At 73.0% G+C, this 14705-nt stretch carries 12 protein-coding genes; 6 read left to right on the forward strand and 6 right to left on the reverse strand.

All coding sequences use genetic code 11. The features are described 5' to 3' along the window. The first annotated feature begins 2 nt into the window (after positions 1–2). From G9272_RS15025 to G9272_RS15035, 3 genes are read left to right on the forward strand one after another with little or no spacing between them, the layout of a single operon-like run. Positions 3–518 carry a hypothetical protein gene (locus G9272_RS15025; RefSeq protein ID WP_171397055.1) on the forward strand — a complete coding sequence of 172 codons (516 nt, stop codon included), beginning with the start codon at positions 3–5 and terminating at the stop codon, positions 516–518. Then, positions 515–1969: a class I adenylate-forming enzyme family protein gene (locus G9272_RS15030; RefSeq protein WP_171397056.1), complete on the forward strand. Its 1455-nt coding sequence runs from the start codon at positions 515–517 to the stop codon at positions 1967–1969. The genes G9272_RS15025 and G9272_RS15030 overlap by 4 nt, the downstream gene beginning before the upstream one ends. A 29-nt stretch (positions 1970–1998) precedes the next feature. Further along, on the forward strand, positions 1999–2688 hold the full coding sequence (locus tag G9272_RS15035) for a thioesterase II family protein (protein ID WP_216377818.1): 690 nt from the start codon (positions 1999–2001) through the stop codon (positions 2686–2688). Between the two features lie 870 nt (positions 2689–3558). Here G9272_RS15035 and G9272_RS15040 read toward each other — a convergent pair. The 6 genes from G9272_RS15040 to G9272_RS15065 form a co-directional block, all read right to left on the reverse strand. Continuing rightward, positions 3559–4413 carry a hypothetical protein gene (locus tag G9272_RS15040; RefSeq protein WP_171397058.1) on the reverse strand — a complete coding sequence of 285 codons (855 nt, stop codon included), beginning with the start codon at positions 4411–4413 and terminating at the stop codon, positions 3559–3561. Then, positions 4410–5453, reverse strand: coding sequence for a methyltransferase (locus G9272_RS15045; RefSeq protein ID WP_171397059.1), 1044 nt, complete (start codon positions 5451–5453; stop codon positions 4410–4412). Before G9272_RS15045 ends, G9272_RS15040 begins: the two co-directional genes overlap by 4 nt. Before the next feature lie 58 nt (positions 5454–5511). Continuing rightward, positions 5512–6588 (reverse strand): pyridoxal phosphate-dependent aminotransferase, encoded by a 1077-nt coding sequence (locus tag G9272_RS15050; RefSeq protein WP_171397060.1) that lies wholly within the window; start codon positions 6586–6588, stop codon positions 5512–5514. Beyond that, positions 6585–6971: a cupin domain-containing protein gene (locus tag G9272_RS15055; protein WP_171397061.1), complete on the reverse strand. Its 387-nt coding sequence runs from the start codon at positions 6969–6971 to the stop codon at positions 6585–6587. The genes G9272_RS15050 and G9272_RS15055 overlap by 4 nt, the downstream gene beginning before the upstream one ends. Then, a complete protein-coding gene (locus tag G9272_RS15060; RefSeq protein ID WP_171397062.1) occupies positions 6971–8044 on the reverse strand; it encodes an SAM-dependent methyltransferase in 1074 nt (357 codons plus the stop codon). Before G9272_RS15060 ends, G9272_RS15055 begins: the two co-directional genes overlap by 1 nt. A gap of 113 nt (positions 8045–8157) precedes the next feature. Next, positions 8158–8412 carry an acyl carrier protein gene (locus tag G9272_RS15065; protein ID WP_216377819.1) on the reverse strand — a complete coding sequence of 85 codons (255 nt, stop codon included), beginning with the start codon at positions 8410–8412 and terminating at the stop codon, positions 8158–8160. Positions 8413–9238: 826 nt separating this feature from the next. On the opposite strand from G9272_RS15065, the gene G9272_RS15070 reads away from it, so the two are divergent. The 3 genes from G9272_RS15070 to G9272_RS15080 are packed head-to-tail and all read left to right on the forward strand — an operon-like array spanning position 9239 to position 14693. Next, positions 9239–10243: a ketopantoate reductase family protein gene (locus G9272_RS15070; RefSeq protein ID WP_171397064.1), complete on the forward strand. Its 1005-nt coding sequence runs from the start codon at positions 9239–9241 to the stop codon at positions 10241–10243. Beyond that, positions 10240–10548 (forward strand): acyl carrier protein, encoded by a 309-nt coding sequence (locus G9272_RS15075; RefSeq protein ID WP_171397065.1) that lies wholly within the window; start codon positions 10240–10242, stop codon positions 10546–10548. The genes G9272_RS15070 and G9272_RS15075 overlap by 4 nt, the downstream gene beginning before the upstream one ends. Next, entirely contained in the window at positions 10545–14693 is a 4149-nt protein-coding gene (locus tag G9272_RS15080) for a non-ribosomal peptide synthetase (protein ID WP_171397066.1), read from the forward strand. The genes G9272_RS15075 and G9272_RS15080 overlap by 4 nt, the downstream gene beginning before the upstream one ends. The last annotated feature ends 12 nt before the right edge of the window (positions 14694–14705 follow it).

Consider the following 14705-nt stretch of genomic DNA (forward strand, 5'->3'; position numbering starts at 1 on the left):
CCGTGATCACCGGCTCCGCCCTGGTCGAGGCCGACGACCCGGGCACGGTCGCGCGCCGCGTCCCCGGGGTGTACGCCGACCCCGTGGCCTGGCTGATGGCCGAGACCGTGGCGGCCGCGCTGGAGAACTGCGGCGGTGCCGCGCCGAGCCGTCCCGAGGAGGTCGGGGTGATCGGGGTGAGCGAGCAGTCCACGCGCCACACCCTGCGCGCGCTCGCCGAGTCGGTCTCCCGCGGCCGGGTCTCCCCCATGCGGTTCGCGGGCGCCGGAGCGGGCTCGCTCGTCGGCGTCGTCTGCTCGGCGTTCGGCTTCCACGGGCCGGTGTCGATGCTGCCCATGCCCCTCACCCCGGCCGTGCCGCTCACCAGAGCACTGTGCGGCGACTGGCTGCTCGGCGACCCGCCGAGCGCCGCACACGTCCTGGTCGTCACCCACGAAGTCGACGACGAAGGCAAGCACCGGGCGCACTGCCTGGTCGTCAGTGGGCCGACGCCCACGCGGAGGCCCCGGAGAACATGACCTCGCAGAACACCACCTCGCGGAACATGACGTCACCGAGCGCGACGTCACCGAACCTGGCCGACCCGCTCCTCGACCCCGCCGTCGTCGGCGACTTCCTGGGCCGTGTCGAGGAGCTGTCCCGTACCGAGGATCCGGGCGGCCCGGTCGGGCTGCCCGCCCTGATCGACCGGTTCGCGGCCCTGCCGGCCCCGCCCGGCGCCGTCGTCGTCATCGCGCTGCCGAACGGCATCCGGGCGCTGCGGTTCTTCTTCGCCGTCGCGCTGGCCGGACACACCCCCGTGCTGCTCTCCCCGTCGACCCCGGTGTCCCGGGTCCGCGAGGTGGCCCGCGAGCTGGGCGCCTGCGCACTGGTCCGGGCGGCCGTCCGGGCCGACGCGTACGGCGTCACCGACGTCACCCGCACCGGCGGCGCCGACCTCGGCCTCTTCACCGGCCGGCCGTATCTGCACCACGGGCCGGGCCACGTGATCCTGATGAGCTCCGGCACCTCCGGCATGGCCACCGGATGCCTGCACGGCATCGACGCCCTGCTGCGCAACGCCCGCCGCCACGGCCGCTCCCTCGGCCAGCGCCCCACCGACACCGCCCTGGTCAGCCTGCCCGTCTACTACTCCTACGCGCTGGTCGCCCAGGTCCTCGGCGGCCTCGTGCACGGCTCGCGGCTGGTCATGGCCGGACCGCCGTTCTCGGTGGCCGACTATCTGGCCACGGTCGCCGGCCGGGGCGTCACCCTCTCCTCGCTCACCCCGAGCCTGGTCAAGTCCGTCGTCACCGCGGGCGGTGAACTGCCCGCGCCGCTGCGCACGCTGACCGTGGGCGGCCAGGCCCTCGACCCGTCGTACGTCTCCCGCCTGCTGAAACTCAACCCCGAGCTGGGCCTGTACATCACCTACGGGCTGACCGAGGCCGGACCACGGGTGTCCACCCTCGCCGCGCACCGGGAGCCCCCGCACCGGCACGGCTCGGTGGGGGTGCCGCTGGACGGCGTCGAGGTGCTCACCCGGCCCACCGACACCGGGGAACGGGAGCTGCTCGTGCGCTCCGACACCGTCTACCGCAGGCGGGTCGGCGAGCCCGCGCCGTCCAAGCGCGGCGATCTGGTCGAGCCCGGCCTGCTGGCCACCGGCGACATCGGACATGTCGACGACGACGGGTACGTGTACGTGCACGGCCGCTCGTCGGACTTCGCGATGGTGCGCGGCGAGAAGGTGTCGACGGCGACGGTGCGCCGGGCCGCCGAGTCGCTGCCCGGTGTGGTCCGTGCCGCGACCAGGATCGCCGTCGTGGACGACGACTCCGCCGTCCTCGAGCTCGACGTCTTCGTCGACGACGCCGTACCGCCCTCCGAGGCGGAGATGCGGCGGCACCTGCGGTCCCTGCTGACCCGTAACGAACTGCCGCTGACGGTCCGGATCCGGTCGCTGCGCGCGGGCGAGCACCACAAGTGACGGGCCCGGAACCGCTCACCCTGTACTGCGTGCCGCACGCCGGCGGCTCCGCGCGCAGCTTCGTGCGCTGGCGGCGCGAGCTGCCGGCCGGGCTGCGCGCCCGGCCGCTGGAGATCGCGGGCAAGGGCCTGCGCTCCCGTGAGCCGCGGGCGGCGACCCTGCGGGCGGCCGCCGCCGACCTCGCCCTCCACCTGGACCCGTCCGGCCGGTACGCGCTCCTCGGGCACAGCATGGGCGGCCTGCTCGCCCACGAGACGGCCCTCGCCCTGCACGCCCTGGGCCGCCCCGCGCCCGAGTTCGTCGTGGTCGCCGCCGCCCGGCCGCCCCATCTCCTCGGCACCTCCGCCTACGGCCCCCTGCTCGCCCTGGACGACGACGCCCTGCTCGACGCGCTCGCGGAGAACGGCCGGATCCCGATGGAGGTACGCCGGTCACCGATGCGGCACCAGTTCGTGCCGGTCATCCGCGGCGACCTCGCGCTGCTCGCCGGCCACCGCCCCGACCCCGAGCCGCGACCCCTCCCGAGCGACCTCGTCGCCTGGTACGGCGACGACGACGCGGACACCCCACCCGACGTGATGGCCGACTGGCAGCACTACACCCGGCGCACACACGTCGGCGAGGCCTTCACCGGCGGCCACTTCTTCCTCCACGAACACTTCGAGGAGATCGTGCCCCGACTCCTGAAACTGGCCGCACAGCAACGCGCGGACCACTGACCGAAATCGGAGTCGGCCAGCGACCCACCCATCGAACGGCAACACCAGAGAAACGGCCACAGGCCGAAGCGCGGGGCGCGGGGCGCGGGGCGCGGGGCGCGGGGCGCGGGGCGCGGCCTACCGTAGGCCGGTGGCCGGTGGCGGAAGACCGACGCCCGGGGCCAGTGCGGAAAGCCGGTGCGCGGTGGCCGGGGGCCGGGGCGGTGGCCGCAGGCCGGAGGCGGTGCGCGGTGGCCGGGGCGGTGGCCGGAGGCGGTGCGCGGTGGCCGGGGGCCCGAGGCGGTGGCCGCAGGCCGCGGGCCGGAGGCGGTGGCCGCAGGCCGCGGGCCGGAGGCGGTGGCCGCAGGCCGCGGGCCGGAGGCGGTGGCCGCAGGCCAGTGCCAGAAAGCCGGGGCCCGGTGGCCGGTGCGCCGTGGCCGCAGGCCGGGGCCCGGGGCCACGGGGCCGTGCCCGGTGGCCGGGGGCCGGTGCACGGTGGCAGGTGGCCGGTGCGCGGTGGCCGCAGGCCGGGGCCCGGGGCCGTGCGCGGTGGCCGTAGGCCGGGGCCAATGGCCGGTGGCGGAAAGCCGGCCCGGGCCGGTGCACGGTGGCCGGTGCGCGGTGGCCGCGGGCCGGGGCCCGGGGCCGTGCGCGGTGGCCGCAGGCCGGGGCCAGTGGCCGGTGGCGGAAAGCCGGCCCGGGCCGGTGCACGGTGGCCGGTGCGCGGTGGCCGTAGGCCGGGGCCAGTGGCCGGTGGCGGAAGACCGGTGCCCGGGGCCAGTGCCGGAAAGCCGGCCCGGGGCCGGTGCCCGGGGCCGGTGCCCGGGGTCGGAAGGCCGGTGCCCGGGGTCGGAAGGCCGGTTGGGTGGGGTCGGGTCGGGTGGGGTCGGGTCAGTGCTGCACGGGGCAGCCGTTGCCGCCGCCGCGTACCGGGGCGTCGGTGTCGTGCCGGGTGCCCAGCAGCCAGTACGCGTCCTCCGCCGCCCGCCACAGTTCCGGGAAGAGCGCCAGCTGCGAGCGGGCCTCCAGCGTCGCCAGGGACCGGCCGCCCAGGCTCTGCGGCAGCTCGAGCTCGTCGTCGCCCTCCTCGTTCCCCTTGCGCAGCCCGGGCTGGCCGCCCAGCTGCGACCAGACCATGATCAGGTGGTGCTGCTTCCAGCCGAGGACACTGCCGTCCAGCCGCAGCATCGCCTCCCGCACCAGGGCCAGCGACTGCGACCCGGCCGAGCGCGGGCCGTCGTAGCCGTCGTCCTGCTGGGCGATCACGTCCTGGAGGGACAGCCCGGCGCGCTCCACCGCCTGCTCGTAGGCCTTCCAGACCGGACGGGCCACCCGCCGCAGATTGCGGTAGCCGGGCGAGTCCAGGCCGGTGGCGTCCTCGGGGAGCGCGTTGCGCATCATCAGCAGGCTGTGCTGCGGCAGGTGGTCGGTGAGCAGCCGCACCGCCTGGACGGTGACCTCGCTGAGCCCGGTGGCCCGGTCGAACATGCGGACCGCCTGGTGGTACCGGTCCTGGTCCAGATGTCCGATCGCCCGGCGCAGCTCGTAGTGGACCTGCACCCAGGCGTACTCGGTGATGAGGTGGGTGACCTGGAAGAAGCGCTGGTCGGGGTGTTCCGTCTCGCTCTCCGGGACCAGTGCGCCGAGGGCGTCGGTGAGATGCAGGACGTTCTCGTAGTTGCTGCCCCGGTCGAAGTCGTAGGAGAGCAGGGCGTTGGGCTCGTCCGGGTTCAGCGAGCGCTTCACCGGGTCTCCTCTTTGGTGTACTCGACCAGCCAGTGGCCGGGCAGCTCGAACTTCGTGGAGTCCGTGAGGGTGAGCCCGACGCCGGCGCCGAGGTCGCGCAGGTCGTCCATGCTGCGTTCACGGCCGCCGAGCAGGACCAGCATCAGCAGGTCGGCGTAGCTCGCCATGACAGGGTCCTTGCCGCTGTCCAGCAGCCGTTCGACGACCACGACCCGCCCGCCGGGGGCGAGCGCCGCCGAGCAACGGCCGAGGATGCGGGCGGCGTCCCGGTCGCTCCAGTTGTGCAGGGTGTTGGCGATCAGGTAGACGTCACCGCCGGCCGGCATCGGCTCGAAGAAGCTGCCCGCGACCAGCTCGCAGCGGTCGGACACCGGGGCGGTGATCCCGCCGGCCTCGTCGATGACGCTCGGCAGCTCCAGCAGCGTGCCGCGCAGCGCCGGGTGCTCGGTGAGCAGCTTCAGCAGCAGGGAGCCGTTGCCGCCGCCGACGTCCACGACGTGCCCCACCGACGCCCAGTCGTAGATACGGGCCAGTTCCGGCACGAGCCGGTCCGCGATCCGGGCGATGCCCGCGTTGAAGGACTTCTCGATGTCGGGGTGCGCCTCCAGGTCCTTCCAGAAGGGCCGCCCGTGCGCCTGCTCGTACACCGGCAGACCGGTGCGTACGGCGTCCATGAGCCGGCCGACGGCCGGTTCGAAGCGGGCCTCCATGGGCCGGCTGGGGTCCTCGTAGTCCAGCCAGCGGCGCAGATTGCTCGGGTGGTCGCCGAGCAGTACCCGCCCCACGTCGGTGAGCGCGTACGTCCGCTGCTTCGACGCGGTGTCGGTCGTCTCCTCGAAGAGGCCGAGGAGGCTGACGTAGTGCAGGACGCGGCCCAGCGACTGCTCGTCGGTGCCGGTCTCGGCGGCCAGGGCGGCCGCGGTCCGGTGCCCCTGCTCGACCAGGTCGGGCAGGCGGAGGGTCGCGGTCACCCGCACGGCGGTGGGGGTGAACCCGGAGCCCAGGGCGAGGATCGTGTTCAACGGGTCTTGGCGGAACACCAAAAGCCTCCAGTCGTTCTCGTTCGGTAGGTCGTTCGCCGGGCGTTCCGGTGGAAATTCAGGGGTTCTTCTCGATCTCTTCCAGGGCGTCGAGGAACCGCACGAGGTCCTTTTGTTCGCCGAGTGATGTGCGCAGGTATCCGGGAAATCCGAACAGCCCGGCATTGCGAACGAGAATGCCGAAATCGGCGGCGAGACGATCCTGCGCGCGGGCGCAGTCCCGGGCCGCGACGGCGACGAAGTTGGTCACGGAGGGCAGATGGGCGCGCCCCCGCCGGTCCAACTCGCCGACGAACCAGCGCCGCCGCTCGGCGGTGGACCGGCGTACCCCGTCGACGAAGTCCCGGTCGCCGAGGGCGGCGGTCGCGGCCGCCTGCGCGAGCCGGTTCACGCTGAAGGGCAGGGCGCGCAGGGTCCCCCGCAGCCCGGCGATCAGCTCGGGCCGGCCGACGGCGTAGCCGACGCGCAGCGCGGCCAGGCCGTAGGCCTTGGAGAAGGTGCGCAGCGCGACGACCGGCGCGTCCCCGTCCAGCAGGTCGCGGGTCTGCGGGGTGTCCGGGTCGGCGAACTCCATGTACGCCTCGTCGAACACCAGCGGGACCCCGCTGCGGCCGGAGGCGTCGACCAGCGAGGCCAGCTCCTGCCGGGTGAGGGCCGCGCCGCTGGGGTTGTGCGGGTTGCACAGATAGCCGATGCCGTGTCCGGGCAGCCGCGCGGCGAAGGCGGCGGTGTCGACGGCCGTGCCGGCCGGCGGTACGGCGGTGCAGCCGCGCCCGATGAGCTCCAGACAGGCCCGGTAGCCGGGGAACGTACCGTCGGTGACGAGCCCGGGAAGGCTCCGGTCGCCGAGGGTGAGGGCGGTGGCCAGGACGAGTTCGTCACTCCCGTTGGCGACGGCGATGTGGTCCGGGCCGACACCCCAGTGCGCGGCGAGCGCCTGCACCAGCTCCTGCCGCTCGGGGTCCGGATAGACGTTGACCCGCCCCAGCTCCCGCTCGGCCGCCCGCACGGCCGCCTTGCTGGCGCCGTGGGGACTCTCGCTCAGGTGCAGCCGGATGAGGTCGTCGGCGCCGGGGACACTCGTGTTGAACGCCTTCCCGGTGGCCGGGGCGGCCTGTCCCGCGGCCGGGGTCACAGGCTGTCCCCCAGGAGGACGCCGAAGCAGTAGCTGCCGACCTCCGCCTCGAGGGTCAGGAAGCAGTGTTCGCTGCCGGCCGGGATCCGCATGACGGCCGGGGAGAGCAGTTCATGGCGTCTGCCGTCGAGTTGGACCTCGATGCGGGCGCCGCCCTTGTTCGGGGAGACCAGCAGGTAGAGCTCGTCGACCGGGTGGGTGTGCGGCGCGGCGACCGGCTTGCCGACCAGGGTGCTGAGTTCACCGCCGGCGAGCTGCACGGGCAGACCGCCGAACATGTCCGCGGTGAGGTAGAAGGGCGCGGGCTGGTGATGTCCGGCCACGGCGAGGGGGATGGGCAGATCCTCCACGATCTCGGGGTCGGCGGGACATCGCTCGCTCATCACTGGGCCTCCAGGACGAACAGGTAGGTGTGGGGAGCGCCGAAGGGAACCGTGCGGCGCAGGTGCAGCCCGCCCTCGTGGAAGAGGTTCTCGTACTCCTCGCGCGTGTAGATCGGGACGCCCATCAGCGCGTGGGCGAGCTCGAAGCCGCTGGAGAAGACGGGCAGCGTGTCCTTCTCGCCGCGCGGCCGGACGGTGGTGTCGGCGAGCAGGAAGGTGTGCGCGCGCGGGAACGCCTTGCGCAGCGCCGGTATGACGTCCGTCCGGGTGGTGGGGTCGACGAGCAGGTCGTGCAGGAACATGAAGCTCATCGCGACGTCCACCTGGTCGGCGCCCTCGATGCGGCGGCCCCGGAAGAGGACGTCGAGGACGTCGGCGCAGATCGGCTGGACCCGGTCGGCCAGCTCGTGGCGCTCGACGGTGCCGGCCGCCAGCGCGGTGGCCGAGGCGCTGATGTCCAGGCCCAGACCGCGGGCGCCGGGACGGGACTTGACGAGGCGGCACACGCGCTCGCTGATCCCGCTGCCGAGGTCGGCGATGACGGAGAAGTCGAGTGCGGCGATCTGCTCGTCGAGCAGGTTCCGCATCAGCGCCATGTCGGCCTGGGCCGAACCGAGCGCCACCATGGCCTCGTCGCGCAACACGTCCTTGCCGAAAGCGCGTTCCCCTCGCGCGATGGACGCGGCATTGGCGAAAACGTCGTGGTATCCACCTACGCCCCAGGTGAAGAACCCTATTTTCCGGCGGAGTTCACCCCAGGCCGGCGTGGGTGTCACCCGGTCGTCGCGGACGTCGAGATACCCGAAGGCCTCCGCCGCCGACACCAACTGACGGAAAACGCTTTCGTCCAACTGTCGGCGCCAACAGTACTCGGGCACGTCGAGCCGGTCGGCCTCGTCGAACCAGGCGAACAGCCCCAATTGCTCCAAGGCGAAAACGACATGCGTGGAGATGAATCCGTTGAACGCGGTGTCGGCATCGAGCGGGGTGTTCGCGGCGCCCTGCCATTCGGCGGGACGGAAAACGCTTTCACCTAACTCCTGGAGGCCGTCACGGGAAAGGGGAGCAGTCACGAGAAGTGCCTTCCTTGTTTCGGTCGAATGCCGAGCTCCGGTCGAGCCGACGTTTGAACCGGTATTGATTCGACGTCGAGCCGATGCCGACGTTCGAATCGGCGGCGACCGGTTTACACGCGGGGCGAGGTGGCGGCGACATGTTCCACCGCCACCGCCAGTTCGCGCACGGTGGGGTGGTCGAAGAACAGCCGGTTGGGCAGCCGGACACCGAGCCGCCGGCGCAGCCGCATGAGCACCTGCGTGGCTTTCAGGGAATGACCGCCCGCCTCGAGAAAGGGGGTGTCGTCATCGAAGTCGTCATGCCCGAGCACCTCGACCCACGCGGCTCTGACCTGGTCCTCCATGGCCTGCGCAGGCGGTGTCACGGGCGGTTCGGAAGCCGACCCGGAAGCCGAGCCGGAAGCCGACCCGGAAGGCAGTCCGGAAGACGGCCCGGCATACGGCCCGGCATACGGATCCGGGCGTGTTTTCACGCCGTCGTCGCTCAAAGGAATTCCCCCGTGTCATGACGGATCACGGTCGATCGCCCCGGATGCGGAGCAGCCGCGGAACGGCCACACCCAAGGGCGTGGCTAGGTGAAGCTTCAATTGTTTTCCCCCGTAGAAACGGACGCTCCACCGGTCGGTCAAACCGGTTCGGTCCCTGAGGTGATCGCTCACCCTGGCGGCAGATTGCCGATATCGGAGAGTAGGCAGCGGCCATCGAGCCAGTCAAGGGTCGAATGTCGGCCAGCGTTCACCGGATCACCTATGGCCAACGCTTCAACTCTGCGTGTGAACCCGCCCCGACAATCACATGCATCAGCCATCCGGTTGGCCGAAAAGCGGGTTGACGGCCGAAACTTGGCACCTCTACGGTCGATGAGTCGATTGTGAACGCAGTATTTCAAGGGTTGCGTTCGAGGCCGACACCAACCGGCGTGACAGGGGGAATGATGTACGCCGCAACGGGGGAGACAGAACCGGTCGACCAACCGGTTCCATATTCCGTCAGAGTCCTTTTCGAACTCCGATGATTCTTGGATCGGCGACCACCTGACCCGTGGCCGCCTGATCTCTCAAAGGCCGTAGCCGGCCTTTCTCCATCATTCACACGGTGCTGTCTACCGCTGCCCGCCGCACAGCGCACACCTGTGCGCACACCGCTGCACGGGCAGCGGCATTCGTCACGAGATCCATCAAGGAAGCGTGTTGAGGCATGCGATTCTGGGCGCCGGGGGAGTCGGGCTCGCCCTCGGAGCGGCGCTGGCCCGCGCGGGCCACGAGGTCGTGCTGGTGATGCGGGAGTCCTCACGAGCCCGCTACCGCGGCGTGATCGACGTCCACAGCAAACTGCACGGCGACCTCGCCGTCGAGGCACGCGCGGTGGAGCGGCTCGACGAGCCGGTCGACGTCCTCTGGGTGACGGTGAAGGCCCCCGCGCTGGATGCCGCCCTGGCCCGGGTCGCCCCACGGCTGACCCCGGGCTCGGTCGTCCCCCTGCTCAACGGACTCGACCATCCGCGATCGCTGCGGGCCAGGTTCGGACCCCGCCAGCTCGTCGGCGCGATCCTCATCGAGGCGGAACGCACCGCACCCGGCCGGGTCACCTGGAACTCCCTGTACGCGGAGGTCAGCCTCGCGACCGACGGCGACTGCGACGGCCACGGCAACAGCGACTGCGCCGGGGACGTTCCTGGAGGAGGCGCGGCCGGAGCCGGTGGCCGGCGTCTCGGCGGGCTCGCCGAGGTCCTCGCCGACGCGGGTCTCGGCTGTACCCCGGAGCGGGATCCGGCGAGCGTCCTCTGGCGCAAGCTGGTCCTCCTGCTGCCGTTGGCGCTGGCCACCACCGCGGCCGACGGCCCCCTCGGCATCGTCCGCCGACGGCCCGAACTGTCCGCCCTGCTGCGCGACGCGGCCCGGGAAGCCTGTGCCGTCGCCGCGGCGGACACCGTCGCCGTCGACGACCGGAACCTGCTGCACACCCTGGACACCCTGCCCGGCCGCACCGACACCTCCCTGCACCGGGACGTCACCGCCGGGGTCCGGCCGACCGAACTCGCCGCGCTCACCGAGCCGGTGCTGCGCCGCGCCCGGGACCACCACGTGGCCGTACCCGCGCTGGCCGAACTGGCGCGCAGGGCCGCGGAGCGGGAGCGGCAGGCGGAGATACCCGCACCGCACCGATCCACCTACCGCAAGGGAGAAACGTCATGACAGTCGGTTCGGGCGAGACACTGGACGAAACCCTGGAAGCGACCCTCAAGGAGATCCTCGTCGAGGACCTCTTCCTGGACGTGCCCACCGAACGCATCGGGGACGACGACGGCCTCCAGGACGTGCTGGGCCTGGACTCCCTCGGCTTCGTGGAGCTGCGCGCCCAGTGCGAGCAGCGCTTCGGTGTGTCCATCACGGACGCCGAGTTCACCCCGCTCCACTTCCACTCGGTGCGCACGGTGGCCAACCTGGTGCGCACCCTGCGTACGGGCGCCGCCGGCGAGCACCTGGCGGTCCCGCAGTGAGAGAACCGGCCTCCTCCGAGCAGATGGACGTCTGGCTCGCCTGTCAGCGCGAACCGGAGTCCGACCGCTACAACGTCACCGTCGACCTGGAGTTCACCCCGACCGTCGACATACCGGCGCTGCGCGCCGCACTCGGCGATGTGCTGACCGCCCACCCGGCCCTGCGCTGCGCCTTCGCCACCGAGGGCGGCGAGCTGTGGCGCACCGCCGAGACCGACCCGCCGATGGCGTTCGTCACCGACCGGCTCCCCGGCCGCTACGACCGTGCGCAGGCCCTTGCCCGCGCGGTCGTCGCCGGCCGCGCACCCTTCGACCTGGCCACCGCGCCACTGCTGCGGGCGACACTGCTGGCCGGGGAGGGCGGCGCGCTGCTCGCCGTCACCATGCACCACATCGTCTCCGACGGCTGGTCCAGCCGGATCCTCGCCGAGGACCTGGTGACGGCGTACCGCTCCCGGACGACGGGCGGCCCGGACCCGGCGCCGAGCACATCGTCCGACATCGATGCCGACACGGATGCCGAGACCGGTACGGATGCCGGTGCGGGTGCCGGTGCCGCCGTTGCTGCTGCCGCTGCCGGGACCGACGCCCAGGGCGATCGCGACGCCGACGCCGATATCGACGCCGATATTGACGCCGACGCCGACGCCGAGAAGTACTGGACCTCCGTCCTGCGCGACGCCCCCGCCTCCCTCGCGCCCCCGCACGACCTGGTGCCGGAGGACGGTTTCCCCGGTCCCTCCGGCCGGGTGGAGGTGCTCCTGCCCGCCGAGGTGCACGCGGACGTCCAGGCGCTGGCCGCCGCCGAACGCGGCTCCCCCGCCGTCGTGTTGCTCGCCGCCTGGTCGGTGCTGCTGCACGCGTGGGCCGGGGAGTCCGAGGGCACCTTCGGCATGGTCTTCGCCGGCCGCCGGTACGCCGACGCCGAGCGTGTCGACCTGTTCAGCCGCGCGCTGCCGATACGCGACCGGATATCCCTCGACGACCGCTTCCTGGAGGTGGCGGCCCGGCTGCGCGAGCAGATGCTCGACGCGATGGAGCACGCCCACCTCCCCGTGCGGCGGCTGCGGGCGATCCGCAGCGCGCAGGCGAACGGGCCGGGCGTCGAGCGGACGGTGTTCATGTACACCCCCGCCTACGAGGACGAGTGGCAGGCCGGAGAGGTGACCGTCCGCCGCTTCGACCACCCGGACGAGACGACGAAGTACGAGTTCTCGGTCAACGTGCTGGAGGGCTCGGCCGGCACCCGGCTGTGCGTCTACTACGACACGGCCCGCTACCTCCCCGCCACCGCCGAACTCTTCGCCGAGGAACTGCGCGAGCTGCTGGCCCGCGCGGTGGCCGCCCCGGACAGCACCTGCGGCGACCTGCTCGCCGCCTGCGACCCGGGCCTGTCCGAGGTCGCCGCGCACGGCGCGCCCGTCGCGTCACCGGCGCCGAGCATCCCCGAGCTGGTCCTGCGGCACGCCGCCGCCCGACCCGACGCCATCGCCGTACGCCACGGCGAGCGCACCCTCGACTACGGCGAACTCGCCGTCCGCGCGGGCGAGGTGGCCGGCTGGCTGCGCGACCGGGGTGTCGGCCCCGGCGACACCGTGGCGCTGCTGCTCGCCCCCGGCGTCGAGACCCCGGTGTTCTGGCTGGCGTCCGCCCTGGCCGGCGCCGCCTACCTCCCCCTCGACCCCGCCTATCCACAGGCCCAGCTCCAGCTGATCGTGGACGACGCCCGTCCCGCGGTCCTCGTCGTCGACCGGGACTGCGGACAGTCCCTCGACGTGCCGGAGGACACCGCCGTACCGGTCGACGAGGCGCTCGCGCGCTCCCGCGGCCGGTCCGCCCCCGAGATCGCGTACGACGACACCGCGACCCTCTGCGTGCTCTACACCTCCGGCACCACCGGCCGGCCCAAGGGGGTCGTCCTGCCGCACCGCGGCCTGGCCCGGCTCTTCGTACGGCCCGACTTCCTGCCGCTGGACGAGACGGACGTCGTCGCGCAGCTGTGCCCGCTCAACTTCGACGGCGCCAGCTACGAGATCTGGGGCGCCCTCACGCACGGCGCGCAGCTGGTCGTCCTCGACAAGCACCTGGTGCTCAGCCCCCGTGAGATGCGGACGGTGGTCCGCGAGCGCGGGGTGACCACACTGCTCGTGACGACACCGCTGCTCAACCGGATCATCGAGGACGCGCCGGATCTGCTCCAGTCGCTGCGGCGGGTGTACTTCGGCGGCGAGCTGATCTCCGTACGGCACATGCGCCGTGCGCTGCGCTGGTCCCGGCCGGGCGTCCTGCTGCACAGCTACGGCCCCACCGAGAACTCCTTCACCTCGACCTGGTTCCCGATCACCGACCTCGCGCCGAACGCCAGGACGGTCCCCATCGGCCGGCCGGTGCCCGGCACCGAGGTACGGGTGGTCCAGGAGGGCGGCACCCGTCCGGTGCCGCGCGGGGTTCCGGGCGAACTCCTGCTCGGCGGCGCGGGGTTGGCCGACGGCTATCTGAACGCACCCGGGATGACGGCGGACCGGTTCGTCACCGACGGCACGACCCGCCTCTACCGGACCGGTGACCGGGTGCGCTGGCGCCCCGACGGCCTGCTGGAGTTCATCGGCCGCAACGACAACCAGGTGAAGATCCGCAGCCAGCGCGTCGAACTCGGCGAGGTGGAGGCGGTGTTGGACGCGCATCCGGCCGTCGAGTCGGTCTTCGTCACGACGCGCGTCAACCGGCGCGGCGAGAAGGAGATCGTCGCCTACGCGGTGGCCGCGCCCGGCACGGACGCCGACGAGCTCGGCCGGCACGCCAGACTTCGGTTGCCCGCGTTCGCCGTACCCAGCCATCTGCTGCTGGTCGAGGAGCTGCCGCTCACCCCGACCGGCAAGATCGACCGGCGCCGGCTGCCGGACCCGGAGCAGGTGACCCGGTCCGTCCGGCCCGACCCCGCTCCGGCCCTCGCACCGGAACCGCCTTCCGCGGCTTCCGTGCCTTCCATGACCTCCGTGAACTCCGTGACGGAAGGTGTGCGGGCCGCCTGGCGGGCGGTGCTGGAGCACGACGGCTTCGGGCCCGACCGCAACTTCTTCGACGCCGGCGGCCATTCGCTGCTGCTGGTGAAGCTGCGGGAGCAGCTGCGGCTGACGACCGGCGCCGACGTCCCGGTCATCGACCTGCTGCGCCATGTCACGGTCCGCGACCAGGCCCGCCTGATCGCAGCGACCACGACCACGGCCGGCGTCACCACCACCACCAGCGCCACTCCCACCACCGCCCCCACCGTCGTACCCCGACGGACCGACACACAGGCGCCCTCGAGGCCGGCCGCACCGGCGCCGGTGTCGGTGTCGCCTCCCGGTCCGCGGATCGTCGCCCTCTCCGCCGCCACCGCCGAGGCCCTGCTCGTCGCCCGGGAGCGGCTGGCCGCCCATCTGGAGGCGAGCCCGGACCTGGCACTGGCGGACGTGGCCCACACACTGGAGGTGGGCCGGCGGCACTTCGGTCACCGATGTGCCGTCGTGGCGTCCGACCTGGCCGAGGCGGTACGCGCCCTGCGTGCCCCGCACACCGCGACGCCCGCCGCCCCCGGTTCGCCCCCGGCCGTGGTGTTCGCCTTCGCGGACGGCTCGCCGGACGGCCCCGACCGGGCCGCCGGACCGCTCACCCGCCAGCTGCGCCTGGCCGGTCGGTTCGCCGAACGGGGCGTGACCCCGGCGGCGGTGTACGGCGTGGGAACGGGACGGTTCGCGGCCGCGGTGGTGAGCGGCGCGCTCACGGCCGAGGAAGGCGTACGGCTGGCTGCCGACGGGGCATCCGCGCGCGTCCCCGTACCTCGCCGTCCCGCACTGCTGTGGTCCACCGCGCTGGGTCCGCTGCTCCCCGACGGGCCCGCCCCGCAGGAACAGCACCTGTCGGCCGAGGCCGAGCCGGCCAAGCTGCTCCGGACGGCCGGTGACCGGCTCGGCGAGGTGGCCGTCCTCGACCTCGTGGCCGAGCACCTCGACGAGCGGGCCCTGCTGACGGCCCTCGCGGCCCTGTGGTGCCAGGGCGCCGAGGTGCGGCTGACACCGGCCGGCCCGGCCCGTCGGCTGCGGCTGCCCGGCCACCCCCTGTCGTGGGCGTGTTCCACGCCCCTACTCCCCGCACAGTCCTGAAGGAAGGTCCGC

Source organism: Streptomyces asoensis, from assembly GCF_013085465.1.
Lineage (GTDB): Bacteria > Actinomycetota > Actinomycetes > Streptomycetales > Streptomycetaceae > Streptomyces > Streptomyces cacaoi_A.

Coding starts and splice junctions, on each gene's coding strand:
- G9272_RS15075 (WP_171397065.1), top strand. CDS start 10,240: ATGACAGTCGGTTCGGGCGAGACACTGGACGAAACCCTGGAAGCGACC.
- G9272_RS15030 (WP_171397056.1), top strand. CDS start 515: ATGACCTCGCAGAACACCACCTCGCGGAACATGACGTCACCGAGCGCG.
- G9272_RS15055 (WP_171397061.1), bottom strand. CDS start 6,971: ATGAGCGAGCGATGTCCCGCCGACCCCGAGATCGTGGAGGATCTGCCC.